This window comes from Paenibacillus sp. FSL k6-2145, assembly GCF_037976585.1.
Taxonomy (GTDB): Bacteria; Bacillota; Bacilli; order Paenibacillales; family Paenibacillaceae; genus Paenibacillus.
In genome coordinates this window covers 4,521,935-4,541,100 of the sequence record NZ_CP150267.1, presented here as the reverse complement: position 1 = coordinate 4,541,100, position 19,166 = coordinate 4,521,935, and the positions used below count along the sequence as shown (strand labels likewise).

Genomic DNA, 19,166 nt, shown 5'->3' with positions numbered 1-19,166 from the left:
TAACCTTTGGGTCTAGTGAGTTTGTTGATCTTCTCAAATCTCTTGAACACACTTCATTCCACTGTAATCAGTTATTCCGATTTCATCCGTTCATTATCCATCCGGTTCAACGTTGGCTCGATCTCTTCCCGCCCGATTATAATCTATGATTTCACGGACAGGGTTTTCAAATAAGCCAGCGCATCATCTACCGTGCTTACAGGCACAAGTTTCATTTTGGTGCCGATCTGTTCAGCCTTGGCTGCTGCTTCCTTATAGTTATCCTTAGGTACAAAGAAGATCTCCGCTTCTTTCCGGTCAGCGGCTACAATCTTGTGCACTACACCACCAATGGCACCCACCACACCGTCTTTAGTAATGGTACCTGTACCCGCAATTCGATGCCCCTTGGTCAGATCTCCAGGTGTTAACTGGTTATAGATCTCCAACGTAAACATCAAACCGGCAGACGGACCACCAACCTGAGTATCGGTAAAGGAGATCTGTTTGTCCGGATCTTCAGCTTTCACCTTCTGAACCGCACCGATCATAACGCCGAGTCCCGGGCGGGTTTCACCCGTTTTACTATCTTTTACCTGAATCAGTTTCACGTCCCGGCTAATGGTCTCTCCACCACGTTCCAGTTGCATTTCGACTGTATCTCCGACCTTTTTATCTTTTAACTGGGCAGAAAGCACCGTATTATCCGGCGTAGCTGTTCCATTCACTCCCAGAATGATATCTCCCGGAGCAATATCTCCTTCCGGTTTTGGATCTTCGGACAGTCCAAATACAAAGATATGTTCAGGTACAATAGAATAAGTCACACCAGCCTGCTCATATGCAGCCTCCATTGCGGAGGATTGTGAGTCACTCATGAACCACACCTGTTCGGCAGAATATTCCGCTTCGCTTTTGCCGCGCAGTCGGTCTTCCTTTTTATCCACTTGAGCATTTTTATTGAACAGAGAGGTTCCTAGCAAAAACACATTGGCATATGTTGCCGACACGGTCGTCATCATGAACACACCGCGTTCTTCCTGGTCTCCACCCTTAACGGTTACCATTGGTTTTACTTCGTCTGCACTGCCAGGCATATATATGATATACGGCGTTGGCATGTACACGGCAACATAGACGACCAGAGCCACCACGATCACAAAGATCGAAGCTCTGAATCCGCCAGATTTCCGAATCCGATTCATCGCATGAGCCTCCGTTCTTTGTATCTCTATATAAGCTGAACTCTACACTAATCAGCGATCGTAATTCCACCTTGTGAATACTTCCATTCGTCGGTTAGATTCACGCTCCTTATAATGCAGATACTCAGCTCATCTTGTTTAATCATTTTTTTCAAGTCTAACACTCTGGTCCTTGTGCATACAATGGTACAGGCCGGATAGGCCGCTGTATACAATAGCCTGTCCGGTCAAGGCCGAACCGCCCTTCGGGCGTCATTCGGCCGTCCATAACGATTCAGATGCCAAATCGGCGTTATCTGATATGAGGTGAAACGATGACATTACAGAGCGAGGTTAGAGATTCTGGCCCGTTACGAACGATAATCCTAAGTACCGGCGCTTTAATGTTGGTCATTGCGGTAGTTGCTTCCCCCAAAGAAGCGTTTGATGCCTCTATTCAAGGTCTGGATATATGGTGGAAAATCATCTTCCCTGCCATGCTCCCGTTCCTCATGTTATCCCAAATGCTCACTGCGTTTGGATTCACCCACGCGATCGGCGCCTTGCTCGGACCGTTAATGCAACGCTGGTTTAGGCTTCCAGGCAACGCAGGTCTGGCAATTGCCGTTGGCATGTGCGGCGGATTCCCCGCAGGAGCAGATGCAGTATCCCGTTTATTTCAGGATAGACAAATTACCGCCAAGCAGGCGGTTGTCCTTGCGGCGGCATCTCATTTTGCCAATCCAATGATGATCATACTGGTCGTTGGTGCTGCTTTTCTCCACCAGCCAGCAGCCGGATATTTTCTACTCATGGTCCACTGGATCAGCGGCTGGATTGCTGCCATTCTTGCCACACGTCTCCTGCCTGCACCGGGTAACCAGAAAGACAGGGTTGGCTCGACAGCCGTACAAGCAGATAAGAGCTCTCTTGATTCTCAGCCTGCAAGTTCCACAAGTCGCTCATCTGCATCCCACGACGCAACGTTCAAACGACGCAGTATATGGTCTGATATGATGATTGCAGCCAGAGAAGCCCATCGTCGTGATGGAAGAGGATTTGGCAAACTGCTCGGTGACACCGTATCCCAAGCTGTACAGACCTTGATGATGACTGGTGGATACATGATCGGTTTTGCCGTGTTTATCCGGTTGGTCTCCCTATATCTGACTCCCGGGTCCTCTGCTGCACTGTGGCCAGCCTTCTTTGAGCTTCATCTGGGCACCTATCATTTGAGCCATACTTCACTTACACCCATGCTGCTCATATCTCTACTTGCAGCCGTTCTGGGATGGGGTGGATTATGCTCCCATCTGCAAGTCTCTGCTGTCCTGAGAACAACTGGTCCAAGCAGCAAATCGATGTTGTACTTTGCGGGAGTTCGTCTGACTCATGGATTAATCGCCTTTTTCATCAGTCTGTTCCTATGGATGCCGTTCAGCCGTTATAGCACAGAAGTCTGGACCACATTACAAACGAATGCAGAGCAGGACCTCTCGACACCATTTAATTGGCTATTCATACATAGTCTTGGTAACACATACACAATCAACACTGTTTGGAGCGTCTTCCCTGTCGCATGCATGGGTCTTGTGTTACTTCTTGCAGTCATGGTTAGTCTATCGGGTCTTACCTTCTGGTTTAACCGCCGGTTTTCTCGCTGATTTTCTGACGGAGCGCAGCTTCCACTTCAGGTGATACAAGATCTGTAACATCTCCATGATAATGAGCGATTTCTTTGACGATGCTGGAACTTAAATAGGAATACTTCGGATTCGTCATCATAAATATCGTTTCCGCATCCGGATTCAACTTGCTGTTGGTCGATGCCAATTGCAACTCGTATTCAAAATCAGTTACCGAGCGTATACCACGAACGATGACCTGAGCTTCCTTTTGCCGGACGTAATTGGCCGTCAGATCGCGGAAACTGTCTACCTCCACATTTGGTAGATGGCGGGTTACTTCCGTAATCAGTTCTTTGCGTTCCTCCACCGTAAACAGTGGATTTTTGCTCATATTGTTCAACACAGCCACAATGACGCGATCAAATTGCTTTGACGCTCTGGCGATAATATCCAGATGCCCCATCGTTACGGGATCAAAACTTCCAGGATATACGGCGATCCGTTCCTGTCGGTGTATCATTTCAGTCATGAGGAGCCTCCTCTTCCGGTGTAATGGATTCTCCATCTTCAACTGCTTCTGGCGCATAATAATAGATGGATACTGCCGTCTCCCCATACAAAGCCTTGCGCGTTTGTTCAAACGGGCCGAATTGCTCAGGGTAATCATGTTTGGATTCATATTCAAGCACGATGGTTGCTTCGGGTTCCAGAAGTTCCAGTTCGTGCATGGTTAACATCAACTCGTGCCCGTTCTTCATGCGATATGGCGGGTCGAGAAATACCAGATCAAACGTTGTGCCTCGCTTGGCGAGTGCCTTCAATGCCCGACCTGCATCATTACGATATACGGCCGCCTGGTCTTCCAGCTTGGTCGCCTTCAAATTCATGCGGATAACTTCAATACTTTTTGATTCCAAATCAACAAAAACAGCCTTGTCCATGCCGCGGCTCAGCGCCTCAATACCGAGACCTCCACTGCCTGCAAACAGATCCAATGCTGTGCCGCCCTCAAAATAAGGACCAACCATGCTAAATAACGCTTCCTTCACCTTGTCGGTGGTCGGCCGCGTACCCGTGCCAGGAACAGCCTTCAGCGGCCTGCCTTTTGCACTCCCAGATACCACTCTCACTTGACGAGTCACCTTTTCTCTATGTAAGTTTATTGATACGACTATCGTACCACACTCGGGTTCAGTTTGAAAAATGTGCGGTCTTCATTTCCCTTGGAAAATTGTTGACGAATTGTTGACGCATATGTATAAAAAGAAAACAATCGGGCGATTCTATAATTATCGACATCACAAGTGTCGTAGACAACCGCGGAGAAGACTTACGTTTCCCCATAAGCTCTTCGTCCGGTTTCTCCTCTCCCATGAAAAGTAGGCCCTCGAAAGAGGGCCTATTTTTGTTGTTTATATCACTTTATTTTGTTAGTTATACTTTTCTTCAAATTCACTTATTTCGGCTTCATCTTTGGTCTGCAACCATCCGATCTCCCTCAGCCACATGCCCATATCTGTGATAAACTCATTCACTTTTAAATGTTCAATCTTGTATTTCTGGATCTTTTCACTCAAAAAAGCATAAAACTCATGGCTTAACGCATATCGTTGTTTGCTTTTGCTTAATGTCTTATACCGATCCTCGCTAACCACCAGATCGAAATATATAACATTCTCCTTCTTCACATGCCTGACCGTGGACCTTCTCTCGTATTCCTCAGGGAGACACCTGAAAACAAAGAATAGTTCAATATCAACTATTTGATATTTGCTTTCTGCTTGATCAAAAATAGGCTGCAACTCATCCGATAGATTGGCAACCTGCGTTAATCCTGAAGTATCCGTTGATTTTTCGAAGATCATTATTGAACTCCTCCCGTTCATTTTCACCATTCAGAATACAACTAAAAAAGGTTGACTAGTGATGTAATCTCCGTCAACCTTTCCTATGTTCATCCTCCTTGTGCCTTGCCCCAACGTAGCAAGACCTCACGAGTTCAACTCTCTATGTTTCCGATTGGAAATCCGCAAATTGATCAATGGAATGATAAGTAAAACAACCGGCAAGAGAAGATTTATCGAACCCGTCTTAATCATCATGAAGGTAATAAACAACACTGCGAGCCAGGTTATAATCTCCATCATTTCATATTTGGTTAACGTCAGCTTGAAAGCTTTTTTCGAAATGAAACGAATCAAGAAATAAGCGATCAAGCTATAAAACAGGACCATTCCCAAGATAGCAACAAGGATTATGAGGTACATATCCACCATAAAAATCTCACCCGACCCTTATATATTTCCTTAATTATACCATATAAGAGATAAGGTGTAATTCCAAATTCGGAACCAGCGCTTCTTCAAGACTCGCAAATAACGCTTTACTTCTCTTCAACAACAATCGTTGCATTATAGATCACAACACGTTTCCCATTGAGATCAAATAATACTTTATTGCCGTATTCCGTATCTTCCACGTCAATTTTGCCATCATAGGTCTGAATCAATTCACCATTATTGCTGTACACTTTAACAACCCTCTCCAGCCCACCCGAGTTATTGGACCTCATCGTTTTGAGTGCACGTTCACCTGAAGCGGTATTGAAATACCATATGAAACATCCAACAATGATACCCAAGAAGACCAACACCGTCACCCATATACCTGTCTTTGCTTTTTTACTCATCTTGAACCCCCTCTTATGTTTCCTGTCTCGTACATTACGAGGTTGGAGAGAGAACGGTTTCATACAATGCCTCTCAAGCTGTTCGTTGACATAACAAAACAGAGGCCTCCGATGAGCGAAGACCTCTGTTCTTTATAGTATACATTCTTTATTCTGTACGATTCTTTTACTTACAGTGCTCGAATGACAAATTCAAATGTCAGTTCGCCGTCTGAAGGGATCAGGTATTCCGGATGAACTGGAGCACCCCAGCTATCATCACCGCCAACACCCATTTGTTTACCTGCTACAGTCACGACCGTATAGTGCACAGGAGGTAATTCGTACGCATGCTGTGCGTTCTCCAGCTCAAATGCTGTATATGGTGAGACATTCAGCTCGACTGGAGTTCCGGTTGCTTCAATTTTGAAGCCACGTCCCGCGTTGTCTGTCAATTTGGCCCAACGTACGCCCGTACGGTTGCCTGATTCCTGTGGTACCAGATATGGAGCCATGGTATCAACTACCTTGCTGCCATGGATACCCAGACGTGCGCCAAATGCGCGGTCTGCATAATTTTCTTCGGGTCCCATCGCGAGCCATTCCACGTTTTCGAAGTCAGGTGATGTTCTGAAGGACAATGCATGAATTGGCAGGTTTGGCAATCCAGCTGTACCTTTGTACGTATTATGCACACGTACGCTTCCATCTGCATGAACGGTATATACCACTTTCACTTGTACATCCTCCGAAATGTTGAGCTTGTACGTGAACTCGATCCGGTATTGATCCGGTTTCTGTTCCGCTTTCCACTCTACAGAACGTGGCATCAGGCTCGCTGCATACCAGGCACCCAGTTCGAAGCCCATCGCCATACCTTTGTCATTATCCGTCATTGCACGCCAGAAGAGCGGTGCAGGTGGTACAGCAATCGTCTCACGACCGGACAATTTCAGGGAAACCAGTGTCCCAAACTGTTTGGAGAACAGCGCATGTGTCTTGCCAGCACGAACACCAATGTTAACGTCACCTTCAACCACCTGTACATCACTTACAAGGTTCAAGTCGACTTCAACTGCATCATTTACCTGATCCTGTGTGAAAATAAACTGTCCAAATGCCACTTCTTCGCCTTTGTCAGCCCACAGTGTAGCAGCTTTCAACACAAGTGCAGTGTTCACAGCATACTCGCCACCCGTCAGAGCATCTGCACCCAGCGGAAGTTTCACAACCGTCTCGCTTTGTGCATCCACGTTCACTTCCAATGTTCCACGCAGTACTTCATGCCCCTCGCGCTCCAGGCTGTATACCAGTTCCAGCGCAGATGTATCTGCGAACAGATTACCGTTCACGATTTTAACGCCTTCACGATCCGGGAATAGCTTGATGTTTTGATACAGGAATTTAACCTCCTGCATTTTCGCAGTTACTTTACGGTCAGCATGGACGATACCGTTGCCACAGAACGAATAGTCTGATGGACGATCACCAAAATCTCCGCCATAAGCGAGGAACTCTTTGCCGTAACGATCTTTTTTATAAATGGATTGGTCGATGTAATCCCAGATGAATCCACCTTGATACATCGGATATTTGTCTTCCAACTCCGTATATTTGTGCATACCGCCAATAGAGTTACCCATGGCATGCATGTACTCACAGCTAATATAAGGTTTCGTCGGGTTTGCATTCAGGAATTCCTCAATGTCCGCCGGTTTGGCATACATGCGAGTCTCCATATCACTTGTTTCATCGAAACGGCGATCATGGAATACACCTTCGTAATGTACCAGACGTGTTGGATCAGCTGATTTGAAGTATTGGGATACTTTGTAGATGACTTCACCACCATGTGATTCATTACCACAAGACCAGATCAGAATGGACGGATGGTTTTTGTCACGCTCCACCATGGATACAGCGCGGTCCATAACGATATCATGCCATTCCGGTTTGTCACCTGGAATAACCCATGAAGGCTCAACGGCACCAAGTTTCTGCCAAGATCCGTGTGTCTCCAGGTTCATCTCGTCAATAACATACAATCCATATTCATCACACAGCTCATACCAGAGACTTTGGTTTGGATAGTGTGACGTACGTACAGCATTCATATTATTCTGTTTGATCGTACGAACATCCCACAGCATATCTTCCTTCGTAACTGCACGTCCACGACGCGGGTTGAACTCATGGCGATTCACACCTTTGAATACGATACGTTTACCGTTGATGTGCATCACTTTATCAATCATTTCAAATGTACGGAAACCAACGGCTTGAGGAACAACCTCAACCAGTGTACCCGCAGCATCATATACTCGAATATAAAGGCGATACAAGTATGGAATCTCTGCGCTCCACAGATTCACTGTACCAATATCTTCACGAAGACTTACTTGTCCATCGTTAACCTCGGATTCAAACGTTTTAACGGTATTACCTTCACGATCACGAAGTTCAGCCTCTACACGTGCTCCAGCAACCGCTTTTCCTTCCAGTTTCAAATCTAGTTGCAATGTACCGTTCGTATAGGACTTGTCCAGATCTGTGCGCACATGAACATCACGTACGTGTGCAGCAGGGACCGTATACAGATACACATCTCTGAAAATACCGGAGAAACGCCAGAAATCCTGATCTTCCAGCCAGCTACCTGTGCTGCGTTGATACACCTCAACTGCGAGCTTGTTCTCTCCATCCTGTAGGAATGGCGTCAGGTCAAAATCAGATGGCGTAAAGCTATCTTCCCCGTATCCTACGAATTGTCCGTTAAGCCATACATAGAATGCAGACTCTACACCTTGGAAAGAAATATATACCGGATTCGACTCCCAACCTGTCGGCAGGTGGAATGTGCGAATGTAACTTCCAACCGGATTTTTATCCTGCGGCAATGCCGGCGGACGAATTTCGTTCAGGCCATCCCAAGGATATTGTGTATTTACATATTGAATCTGTCCGTATCCTTGTAGCTGGATGTGCCCCGGAACTTCAATATCATCCCAGCCTTCACTGGAAAAATCGGATGTATAGAAAAACTCAGAACGGCTGTCTGGACGAATAGCATAGTTAAATTTCCACGTACCATTCAGATCATAACGCATGGACATCGCGCTTGAACCTACTGCTTCTTCCATTGTTTGGTAATAACGGTGGTCGGAATAAGCATGCAGACGGTTCACCTCAAATACACTTACGTCCCCCAACCAGTTGATATCTGCCTTTGTTGCTTTCATCGGCTCTCTCTCCCTTTAAAACGTTATAGTTTGACTTATTCAAGGTTTACTCTGGATTTCCTTTTGCTTTACATAAACAAAAAAGACAGAGGTACGCCATAACAGCGCCCTCTCTTCTTTCCTGCACCCGTCATTTGCACGGATTATGCTGTTTTCATTACTTCACGGAACCTACCATACCTGCAACAAAATGTTTCTGCATGATGAAGAAAACGATTGCTGTAGGCAGTGTTGCAATAACGATTGCTGTCATGATTACTCCGTAATCTGGAGAATAACCAGCACCCAGATTTGAGATCAATAGCGGAATCGTTTGTTGGTCAGGTGTTTGCAATACAATGAGTGGCCACAGATAGTTGTTCCAGCTACTCATGAATGTAATGATTGCTGCCGCTGCATATGTTGTTTTCATGGTTGGCATATAGATCTTCAAGAAGATGCCGAGTTCACTCAAACCATCAATACGTCCAGCTTCGAGCAAGTCTTTCGGGAACATTTTGGTGTTCTGACGGAAGAAAAAGATCAGGAACGCTGTTGCGATGGTTGGCAGGATCACTGCTGCCATCGTGTTGATTCCGATAACCGGTGCAACTCCCGAGATTGTTGCGAACATACGATACAATGGTACCATAATCGCTGCAAACGGGATCATCATGGACAACAACAGGATATTAAACACGACATCACGGGACTTCGTGCGATATACCTCGAAGCCATAACCTGCCATGGAACCAATAAACAGTGCCAAGACAGTGGAGATTACAGAGATAATCGCCGAGTTTCCGAGAGCCTGTACCAGATTTGTCGAATCAATCAGTTTGTTAAAGTTATCAATGAAAGCTGAACCCGGCAGCAGTCTACCCTTGGTGACATCGACTGATGCATTTGTTGAACTGACCAGCATCCAGAAGAAAGGGAAAATGGATACAAAGGCGACGATGGATAGGAACACATACGTGAAAATCCGTTTTGCTTTAGCTTTAGCCATTTTTATTATCACCTGCCACTTTAAACTGGATGATGGACAATACAATAATCAAGATTACGATGGAATAAGACACTGTTGCTGCATAACCGAAGTCCGGTGAATATTTGAACGAAAGGTTGTAGATGTATTGTGAAATCGACATGGTCGCATTACCTGGACCACCTTTGGTAATATTCATGATCTCATCGAAGATTTGTAATGTACCAATCGTTGATGTGATCGACGTGAAGAGGATAATCGGTTTAAGCAAAGGTACTGTGATTTTGAAGAATTGTGTAAAAGCATTCGCTCCGTCAATTCTTGCAGCTTCATAGATCGATTGATCGATGTTTTGCAGGGATGACAGATAGAAAATCATGTTATATCCGGTCCAACGCCAAGTAACGGCGATTATGATCGTAATTTTAGCCCAGAACGGGTCTGTGATCCATTGAATTGGATCGCCAATAATGTGCAAGCCCATAAGGAATTGATTCACCATTCCATCTGGTGCAAACAAATATTTGAATACAACAGAGTACGCTACCAATGAAGTTACACAAGGCAAGAAAATCGCTGTACGGAAGAAGCTCCGGAAGCGTAGTGTGCTGTCATTCAGCAATACGGAAATAAACAAACCGAGAATAATCATTACAGGCACTTGAATGATCAAGTAGATAAATGTATTCGATAATGCTGTACGGAACGTTGTATCAACTAACAATCTTTTGTAGTTAGAAAGGCCCGAAAATTCAAGATTGGCTCCTACACCAGACTTGAACGATAAGAGCAGCGCTTGGATCATCGGGTAGAAGTAAAATGCAACAATCCCGACAACAGCCAGCAAAACAAAAGCCCATCCAGTCAAATTATTTTTCTTTTGGAGACTGTCTCCTGTATTCATGGCTTTCACAGTATGGCTCCTCTCTCTCCATGGAACATGGGTAGAACCCACGGAGCCTCTCGCCATATCCGGTTCGACTTGCGCCGGACATGGGAGACGGCTCCGATGTTTCCTAGGGTTCTATAAGTTACCTTGGGTATCTTAGTTTAATTGTGCTTCAGCTTGTTTTTGTGCATCAGCCAGAACGTCATCGATTGATTTACCGTTCAGGAATGCTTGCATTTCTACTACCAGAATATCTTCAATGGCATATGTGTTGATACCATAGTTTACGCTTGGAATTTCTTTCGTCCAATTCGCAAAGTCTGTGAAGATTTTTTGTCCGCCGAAGTACTCGTCTGCTTTGGCATACGCGTCACCATCAACTGCTGGTTTGTACGTACCAATTGCGCCGATGTTGTTCAACAGATCTTGATACAATTGTTTGTCAGAACCAAATGTTTTTGCTACAAAATCAGCTGCTTGATCTGCACCAGGAACGTTGTTCATAACATACCAAGAGCTACCACCCAAGTTGGATGCGTGAACAGATTTTGGTTGACCAGCCATTTTCGGCATTGGAGCTACAGCCCATTTACCGGATTGGGAAGCTTCTTGACGTACAGATGGTGAGAACCAGTTACCTGTAGGAATTGTTGCTACGCTACCGTTATTGGCGTTGGCAACGAATTGACTCCAGTCAGAGTGCAATTTAACAATGTTGGCATCCATCATTGCTTTGTAAGTAATAAACGCTTCTTTCAGAGCAGCATTATTAGCAATGTCAGGTGTTTTACCATCTTCTGCGGAATACCATTTACCTGCAGTTTGGATCATCATACGAATCAAACCAAGGTCATTCGGGTCAAGAGAAAGAAGCTCTTTACCTGTTTTAGCTTTTACGTCTTTACCAATTTGGATGTAGTCATCCCAAGTGATGTCTTGCAGGTCAGCTGCTTTGTAGCCAGCTTGCTCCAGCAGGTCTGTTCTGTAGTACAAACCAGCAACGCCGGAGTCAAATGGTACTCCGTATTGTTTGCCATCAAACGCTGTTGGTCCGAGTTTGTAATCTGCAAAATCGGAAGCCGTGATACTGGAAGACAGATCTTTGAACGCATCAGGATATGCATTCAGGAAGCTTTGTGAACGATAGTCTTCAATCAGAACTACGTTTGGGAGACCGCTGGCAGTTCCGGAGTTAAGACCTGTGTTCAGTTTCTGAATGATATCAGCTTGAGCGTATTCAATGATGTTAATTTTCACATCAGGATTTGCTTTTTGATATGCTTCTTTTGCTGTTTCCATTGCAGCTACGTTAAAAGCTTTGTCCCAAGCCCAGACCGTAATTTCGTTTGTTTTTTCGTCACCACCACTAGCGGAATTACCTCCGCCACCGGATGAACATGCGGACAACAGCAGTACTGTAACGAGCATCAATACCCACATTTTTTTCAAAACATTCAACTCCCCTTCGACCTCTTTGTGTGTAATTTGTTTACGTTTTCTGAAAGCGGTTGCTTTCGATGTATTCATCTTATCATTCCCATATCTCCATTCGTTAGTAATAATTTTGTACGGATTTGTCATCTTATTGCCACAATGAAAACCTTTACAGAAACCGTTTGCATTAAATTTGGTTTTTTGTAATTTCTTTTGATTTTGTAATTTCTTGATCTTGAAATAGTACAAAATTCACCCGCTTTACCTCTGACACGTGAAAATCCCCCGCCTCTGTAGAAAACAGAAGCGAGGGATCTCGATTTTAGTGTATTCAATCGAATCGGGTTTCAATTCAACTCGTGATTAAAGGCAATGTAACCGTTACTCTCGTCCCTTCACTGACATTGCTCATAATCGTGACACCGTAAGGTGAACCATATAATAACTCAATACGGTCATGTACGTTGCGAATACCGATACCACTGAATAGTTGACGATTGTTCTTTGGATTGGGCAATGTTTCTCCCATGACAAGCCCTTCAATTCCATCACCATTGTCCATAATCTCACAGATGAGTGATTCTCCCGCTCTGGAAACCATGACATGAATCGTACCCGTTTCTTTCTTGATAAATCCATGGAAAAATGCATTCTCGATAAACGGCTGGATCACCAGTTTGGGTACATGATAGTGTGTACAATCCGGAGCAACGTAGAAAGCTGCTTTAATCCGGCCACCATATCTGACGTGATTAATGAAGACATAATTTTTCAAGTTCTCGACTTCTTGCTCCACTGTAACCGTCTGACTCACATCACTGATCGTATTTTGCAGCAATCCAATTAATGCGTTAATGGTCTCCGCAGCCCTGTCTTTGTTGCCTTGTTGCACCAGAACTTTGACAGATGCAAGTGTATTGTACAAGAAGTGAGGATTAATCTGACTCTGTAATGCCGCAAGCTCTGCGTTGCGTTGTTCATGCTGTGTCTGTACTAATTGATCCACATAATCATGCAGTTCATCAAGCATGTAATTGTAAGCATGACCAAGCTGCCTGCTCTCGTAGCTTCCACTCACCGGAATGTAGTTGTCCAGATCACTTTTTGTAATGTTGGACATCTGCTTCACAAGTCTGCGCAGTGACTTGGTAATCTGGCTGGTGATGAGAAACACAAGGATGAGTGCCCCCACAACGATAGCTGCACAGATCAGGGCAACCGTCTTCATGTCGATAAGTTGACCCATCGCCAGGTCCTTATCCACTACATTGACAATATAAAACCGATAGAACGGTAGATACTCGGATAGCACAACGCTATCCTGATCCATCACACGAGCATTAATACTTCTCGGAGAGTTGTTGTTCATATCCCGGGCATACGATAGCAAATCCAGCTGAGTTGTTCCGATCCAGTCTTCACGATTCGATGATACAATCTCACCTTTTTCATTCATAATGACCACATCATTGCCACGACTTGTAAAGCTGCTGTAAAATTGCCGGAATATGTCTTCTCTCATCGTGACATAGAGCGTACCGTATATTCGGCTGCGTGTTCGGTCCGTCAACGCTTTCGTCGCAGAGATCATCTGCTGACTCCCGATCGTTGCCTCGTTTTGGTAATCATCAAAGATAAGACGACTGGGCGTCTCAGCAGCTTCCATCGTAATTGGCTCTTGCTTCAATTCATCCACGGACAACTGAAGGTGAGCACGATTCGTGGAATAGCTCCGTCCATTAATCCCGATAATCGTTATCCCTACTTCGTAGGATTCGGTTATGGACTGAATTCGATCCATCGTTTCCCTCATATTATAGAAGGATTTGGCCATCGTGAGGGAATCGGCATCTCCTTCGGACAGGAATCCTCTGATCGCTCCACTCTGCGTCACATTATTGGATACGGCAGCAATGGCCTCATTAAAGGATTCAAAATTTGTCTTGATCTGATTAAGCACCTTGGAGTTTGTGATACTGAACGTCTCAGTAAACAGATTGGTTGACATGTGAATGGTCGTCCATAAGATGAGTACAGAAACGAGGACAATACTGACCACCATAACCAAAAACAACTTGGGAAACAATCCGAGACGAGATAATTGGTTCATCCATTTCTTCATGATTTTATCCTTCTGACTTTATGCCCAGAATTTGCGCCGGTATCGGCTTGGTGATAATCCAGTGAATTTTTTGAACACTTTGCAAAAGTAACTATGATCGGAATAGCCTACCATACTGCTAATCTCAGAGATCGTTACATCATCGGATCGGAGCAGTTCCTCGGCTTTTTCTATCCGAATTTTATTTAAGTATTCATTAAATCCTTCTTTTTTGTGAGATGAGAAATAACTGGATAAATACGATGGATTAAAATGAAAATGCTTGGCTACTTCAGCAAGCCCGAGCGGCTGATCAAAGTGCTCATGCATGTAATCCAGCAGCATCTTCATGTTGGGATCACTTCGTTTTCCACCCGCACCAGCGGTGCACTCCTGAACTTCGGTCATGAATTGGTCAAGCACAGTCATGACTTCGTCCAGACTTGAAGCCCCGTCCACATTTTTAAAATACGTATATTTGCTCTCTTCCAGCCCGGTGGACTGGACATCCATATCCGCGAGGGTAATGGTCACGTTGAAGATCAAGTTACCGAGAAATGATTTGATCTCAAACACATCCGCAATATAATCCCGTCCAAGTGTTTTTGCATGATCCTGTAAATACTCCCTTGCCGCTTCGACCCGGTTACGCTTCACATGCTGCAAAAACATATTCACATTAAACTGATAACCTGCGGGATGCATTGGAGGCAGTTCACCATACACCAGGATTGGTCGATCCTTATAATAGAAGCGATATTCAATCAGCTTAATCAGATGTTCCCGGTAAACAACACCCATTTGTTCAAATGAAGTAAAGCTTTCACTAAGCACCCAACCAGGACTGCCTTCTCCTGCTGCATTTTCACTGGCCAACTGTCTGATCCGTTCAAGCATCCATTCATCTCTTGCAGGGTCGACATTAAGAAGCATTACAGGTAATGTACCCTCTGCTGGAACCATTGCACATTCTACTTCAGGCAGATCGCTCCTGAGCTTGGATTCAATCTGTTCCTGATCCATCTTCAGTGGATTTCCCCCAGCACCCACGGGTTTATACACAAGCAAGCGAAAGGATTCATACGGAAAGGTATCTCGAATCATCGGCATTTCGCTATCTTCATCCAGTGTAAATCCGGACAGCATCTTCTCCATCAGTTGCCCAAGTCTCCAGCCATCGTGCGACGGCTCGAACTGTAGCTCCGGAATTTTACCCGCTGTGCGTTGAAGGACTTGCAATAATTCATTTGTATCCAGCTTGGGTTTCAGTATATAATCGGCTGCCCCGTGCTGAAGCGTTGAACGTACATACTCGAATTCACTGAAGCTGCTAAGTACAATAACTTCAATCTGCGGATTACTGGCTTTTAGTGTACGGACAAACGTTTCGCCATCCATGACAGGCATGACAATATCGGTGATCACAATATCCGGTTTTAACAGGTTCACCTGCTGTAATCCTTCTTCACCGTTGGAAGCTTCACCCACAATGATAAATCCTTCCGCTTCCCAGTTCATATGGTGCTTTATGCCCTGTCTTACCAGAAACTCATCGTCAACAATCAGCACCTTGCACAACCGGTTCATGATCGCGACCCCCTTGTCTAATCTTTCCTCTATATCTGTACAGGCTATACCAACTATTATATATCGGTTATAAACACTTTCCAGTGTTAGCGGTTACATTAATTTTAAATTGATTGTACATCTTTTTATATCTTAAAATGATCCTTTAAGCAATGGTAACTATCTATAGTTTACACTATATTTCGACAAAATAAGAAGCCCCGACTCGCCATTTGATCATTTGGCGAATCAGGACCCCTATTTCAATCCTATTTCGTTAAATCACTCACTTATGGTTCAATTCCCCATTGGAGACTTCCCGCGATATAACCGGTGACTTTGGACCAGTCCGTATAGGAAGTCTGACTACCTGCAAAAGAATAATCATCCGTTTGCGTATAGTTGGTCCAATTGTTCTTTGAGATGCGCGTATGGATTTCCGTGCTTTGTCCTGCATTCAGAGTTCCAGCGGAAGCTGTGAATCCAATCTCAAGCACGTGGTCAGCACCTGTCCGAACTGGATTGAGTGCACTGAACGTGCCTGTTACATTCGAACTGCCAGCAGTCGCCCAGTCAGCGAAGAAGTTCTGAGGCTGTTCACCGTTTATCGTATAATAGTATCTGATTTTCACATCAGACAGATTCAAAGCTGTAGTATCCGTATTTGTCAGTTTGAATTTGGGACTAATCGAGCTGCCCGTTGCTGAAGTGTTGCTGTTAAACATCTCAATGCGTATGGTTCCAACAGGTGCAGCTGTCGTGTCTTTAATAAGCAGATTCAAGGTCGCATGAGCGCCTGCGCTGAATTGAAAGGTTAGCGCCGCTGCGCCATTTGGCAGTGAAGCCAGGTAGTTTTTACTTAATACGACCTCATTGCCTGTCAACGTGTAATCTGTACCTGAAACCAGCGTTGCATTCCCGTTGCGAATGGAGACAAGTGTATTGCCGTTCAGCGTTAACGTGACTGGAATATTAACCTGATTGCCTGCTTTGCGATCAAATTCGGCTGTAACCGGTGTAATCACAGAGTTGGTCACTGGTGTACCCCCGCCGTCTCCACCGCCATTGTTACCTCCAACACGGTCAGCATATAAAATTCCGCGGCCATTTGTTCCGAGATATACTCTTCCATACAAACGCGGATCACCCGTAATAGTGGTTACACGAGCATACTGATGCTGATCATCATTGATACGAACCCAATTAGCCCCACCGTCATCGGAGCGGAAGAATCCACGTGTTCCATCGATCTGTGCAACCGTGTATAACGCAACAACGTTTTGCCCTGGGGCCGCTTTACCAAATCCGATACTGTCTGCTTCCTCTACATTGGCAAGCTTCGTGAATGTCGCTCCTGAATCCGTGGAATGCCATAATCCGTAAGGACCTTCTTCCTCACTACCACCAGCAAACCAGAGTTCGCCTTCAACGCCTGGAACGGCATCCAGATCGGCATTTCCTTCCATCGGAAGTCCGGTCGCAGGTGAGGCCGTGAAAGTAGCACCACCATTCACACTCACATAGATTTTACCGGCTGCAAATCCATAAAATTTGTTTGGATTGACACGATCCGATATCACTTTTGCCTGTGCAGGTATCCCCGTGCTTGCCGTCCATGAATTGCCGCCAGTCGAATAATGTACACCTTTATCTGATGTGCTCCATACGAGTTGGTTACCATTCGCAGAGATGGCTACGGTCCCTCCTCCGGTTGTGCCGGCAGGTTCTGCATTGGCCTTATACCACGTAGTGCCTCCGTCACTGGACAAACCAATGGATTTTGCATTTGGATCAGCAGCATAATCTGCTTTACCTACGCGAACCATCGTATTTGGACTTAACTCTGCAAAATCCAGACTTTCTGTGGAAGAATAGTTCGGGCTCGTAAATATGGTAGCTGGCGCCTGGTCCAGATTGTTATGACGGAATCCGGAGACATCCCCCACTCCACTTATCAAATGTGCACCACTTGGCGGGCTGATCAGATCCAGTACGGCAATCTCCTCAACCCCTTTCGCCATCACTGAAATATTGATTTTTTCGTCATCATCCCAGTCTGTCAGGTTCTTCGTCCCATAGATCGTAGCACCTGTTCCATACATCATGCGATCCGAATCAAACGGATCAATCTCCAGATCACCGATCATCCAGCCCAATTTTGGGGTTGTTTCGGGTGGGGCAGGATTGGTGCCAAATGTGAGCCATGGCGCTGCCGAAATATCCTGTGTATAACGCAACTTCCGGTTCGGATATCCTTCAAATTCCCATATGCGTGTCCACGTCGCTCCGCCATCTGTACTGCGGAACAAGGTGGCATCCGGCCACCAGGAATTCAATGTAGCGACCATCAATGTACCGGGATTCTGTGCATCAACAGCCAATCCGCCATATCCAAAATAATTATCCGTGCTGCTGCTTGGAACAGGGCTGATGTTGCTCCAGACACCTGTCGATGTATTCAGTTTCCACACGTCACCTTTTTCCCCATCATACGGTCCAACACCATCGCTGTACGTAATATAGAGGCTTCCGTCTGAATCAAACACACCATGATGCGGGATATAACCTGTAGGTTGACCAGCAACTGCTGACCAGGTCAGGCCGCCATTTGTGCTGCGATACACGCTTTGAGCTTTATCCGCAACACCTACATAGATTGTCTGGGTTGCTTGCCCTGCCGAACCTGTTGTTTTGTCAAACGTGATCCATGCCAGACCTACGATGTCACTGGTATATTCATTCGAAGGATCTTGCACATAATTTCCCGGATTCGGGAAGCTTGTGACTTCGTTCCAGGTCACACCGTAATCGGTACTTTTCCATAACCCATGACCACTTCGTGCACCGAAATACAGAATACTGTTATCATTTGGGTCCACGGTCAGGCGTTCTCCCATTGAACGTCCCGGCATGTTGCCGCCCACTTTGAACGGAAGTGTTGTGGTTTGCCATGTATCTCCCCGGTCCGTAGAGCGCAAGATGGAGCCATTATTTTGGTCCCACGAATTCGTATACGTCCCAACTGCCATATACACCCGATCGGGATCAACCGGGTCCGTAGCCAGTGCGTCCACACCATTCTTGTTCCAGTCATCCCAGCCGACAAAATCCGTTAAGGGTATCCACCTCTCGTCAGCCGCATTCCAGCGATAGGCTCCCCCGATATCCGTACGGGCGTAGATCAGATCCTTTTCCGACTCGTTGAAAATAATACCCGGTACAAACCCGCCTCCTGCACCCGTCACCACATTTTTCCACTCATAGGCTTCACTTGGTGCCGCCAGTGTCGTTCCAGCAAGTCCTCCCAGCGAAGCGGTTACTACGGCAACCGTCAGACTCATCATTCGCAATTTACCCATAAACGTTCTCATATCAACTTATCCTCCTCTTCTACTTCGTTACTGCATTTCGGTCTATCCCCGCTGTCTCATCGTGCTGATGATGGCGTGCCAGACGAATCAATGCATCCCTTGATACAAGAAGCCTCACCCCCTTTCAGTCATATTGTTAA

At 45.5% G+C, this 19,166-nt stretch carries 13 protein-coding genes; 1 reads left to right on the top strand and 12 read right to left on the bottom strand.

What is annotated here, in order from left to right; genetic code table 11:
• Positions 1-143: 143 nt before the first annotated feature.
• On the bottom strand, positions 144-1,184 hold the full coding sequence (locus tag NZ043_RS20180) for a SepM family pheromone-processing serine protease (protein ID WP_091031961.1): 1,041 nt from the start codon (positions 1,182-1,184) through the stop codon (positions 144-146).
• A 314-nt stretch (positions 1,185-1,498) separates the two neighbouring features.
• Between NZ043_RS20180 and NZ043_RS20175 the strand changes: the two genes are divergently transcribed.
• Positions 1,499-2,827: a nucleoside recognition domain-containing protein gene (locus NZ043_RS20175; RefSeq protein WP_249911104.1), complete on the top strand. Its 1,329-nt coding sequence runs from the start codon at positions 1,499-1,501 to the stop codon at positions 2,825-2,827.
• Here NZ043_RS20175 and coaD read toward each other — a convergent pair.
• The 11 genes from coaD to NZ043_RS20120 all read right to left on the bottom strand — a co-directional run bounded on the left by coaD (position 2,805) and on the right by NZ043_RS20120 (position 18,996).
• Positions 2,805-3,311 carry a pantetheine-phosphate adenylyltransferase gene (gene coaD / locus NZ043_RS20170; protein ID WP_085981453.1) on the bottom strand — a complete coding sequence of 169 codons (507 nt, stop codon included), beginning with the start codon at positions 3,309-3,311 and terminating at the stop codon, positions 2,805-2,807. The two genes, NZ043_RS20175 and coaD, sit on opposite strands and share 23 nt — an antisense overlap.
• Position 3,312: 1 nt before the next feature.
• A complete protein-coding gene (rsmD, locus tag NZ043_RS20165; protein ID WP_036609474.1) occupies positions 3,313-3,921 on the bottom strand; it encodes a 16S rRNA (guanine(966)-N(2))-methyltransferase RsmD in 609 nt (202 codons plus the stop codon).
• A 300-nt stretch (positions 3,922-4,221) separates the two neighbouring features.
• Positions 4,222-4,656 (bottom strand): hypothetical protein, encoded by a 435-nt coding sequence (locus NZ043_RS20160; RefSeq protein WP_339309123.1) that lies wholly within the window; start codon positions 4,654-4,656, stop codon positions 4,222-4,224.
• Between the two features lie 518 nt (positions 4,657-5,174).
• Positions 5,175-5,480: a hypothetical protein gene (locus NZ043_RS20155; protein ID WP_017689244.1), complete on the bottom strand. Its 306-nt coding sequence runs from the start codon at positions 5,478-5,480 to the stop codon at positions 5,175-5,177.
• Positions 5,481-5,650: 170 nt separating this feature from the next.
• Entirely contained in the window at positions 5,651-8,698 is a 3,048-nt protein-coding gene (locus NZ043_RS20150; RefSeq protein ID WP_339309122.1) for a glycoside hydrolase family 2 TIM barrel-domain containing protein, read from the bottom strand.
• 157 nt (positions 8,699-8,855) lie between these two features.
• Positions 8,856-9,686, bottom strand: a complete 831-nt coding sequence (locus NZ043_RS20145; RefSeq protein WP_062833750.1) for a carbohydrate ABC transporter permease — start codon at positions 9,684-9,686, stop codon at positions 8,856-8,858.
• On the bottom strand, positions 9,679-10,569 hold the full coding sequence (locus NZ043_RS20140; protein WP_036610887.1) for a sugar ABC transporter permease: 891 nt from the start codon (positions 10,567-10,569) through the stop codon (positions 9,679-9,681). The genes NZ043_RS20145 and NZ043_RS20140 overlap by 8 nt, the downstream gene beginning before the upstream one ends.
• A gap of 141 nt (positions 10,570-10,710) precedes the next feature.
• Positions 10,711-11,994 (bottom strand): extracellular solute-binding protein, encoded by a 1,284-nt coding sequence (locus tag NZ043_RS20135; protein WP_339312811.1) that lies wholly within the window; start codon positions 11,992-11,994, stop codon positions 10,711-10,713.
• Between the two features lie 346 nt (positions 11,995-12,340).
• Positions 12,341-14,110 carry a sensor histidine kinase gene (locus tag NZ043_RS20130; protein ID WP_339309121.1) on the bottom strand — a complete coding sequence of 590 codons (1,770 nt, stop codon included), beginning with the start codon at positions 14,108-14,110 and terminating at the stop codon, positions 12,341-12,343.
• An 18-nt stretch (positions 14,111-14,128) separates the two neighbouring features.
• Positions 14,129-15,676 (bottom strand): response regulator transcription factor, encoded by a 1,548-nt coding sequence (locus NZ043_RS20125; protein WP_339309120.1) that lies wholly within the window; start codon positions 15,674-15,676, stop codon positions 14,129-14,131.
• A 269-nt stretch (positions 15,677-15,945) separates the two neighbouring features.
• Entirely contained in the window at positions 15,946-18,996 is a 3,051-nt protein-coding gene (locus NZ043_RS20120) for a X2-like carbohydrate binding domain-containing protein (RefSeq protein ID WP_339312809.1), read from the bottom strand.
• Positions 18,997-19,166 lie beyond the last annotated feature (170 nt).

Coding starts and splice junctions, on each gene's coding strand:
- NZ043_RS20145 (WP_062833750.1), bottom strand. CDS start 9,686: ATGGCTAAAGCTAAAGCAAAACGGATTTTCACGTATGTGTTCCTATCC.
- NZ043_RS20155 (WP_017689244.1), bottom strand. CDS start 5,480: ATGAGTAAAAAAGCAAAGACAGGTATATGGGTGACGGTGTTGGTCTTC.
- NZ043_RS20140 (WP_036610887.1), bottom strand. CDS start 10,569: ATGAATACAGGAGACAGTCTCCAAAAGAAAAATAATTTGACTGGATGG.
- NZ043_RS20160 (WP_339309123.1), bottom strand. CDS start 4,656: ATGATCTTCGAAAAATCAACGGATACTTCAGGATTAACGCAGGTTGCC.
- NZ043_RS20180 (WP_091031961.1), bottom strand. CDS start 1,184: ATGAATCGGATTCGGAAATCTGGCGGATTCAGAGCTTCGATCTTTGTG.
- NZ043_RS20120 (WP_339312809.1), bottom strand. CDS start 18,996: ATGAGTCTGACGGTTGCCGTAGTAACCGCTTCGCTGGGAGGACTTGCT.
- NZ043_RS20150 (WP_339309122.1), bottom strand. CDS start 8,698: ATGAAAGCAACAAAGGCAGATATCAACTGGTTGGGGGACGTAAGTGTA.
- NZ043_RS20130 (WP_339309121.1), bottom strand. CDS start 14,110: ATGAAGAAATGGATGAACCAATTATCTCGTCTCGGATTGTTTCCCAAG.
- NZ043_RS20125 (WP_339309120.1), bottom strand. CDS start 15,676: ATGAACCGGTTGTGCAAGGTGCTGATTGTTGACGATGAGTTTCTGGTA.
- NZ043_RS20175 (WP_249911104.1), top strand. CDS start 1,499: ATGACATTACAGAGCGAGGTTAGAGATTCTGGCCCGTTACGAACGATA.
- NZ043_RS20135 (WP_339312811.1), bottom strand. CDS start 11,994: ATGTGGGTATTGATGCTCGTTACAGTACTGCTGTTGTCCGCATGTTCA.
- coaD (WP_085981453.1), bottom strand. CDS start 3,311: ATGATACACCGACAGGAACGGATCGCCGTATATCCTGGAAGTTTTGAT.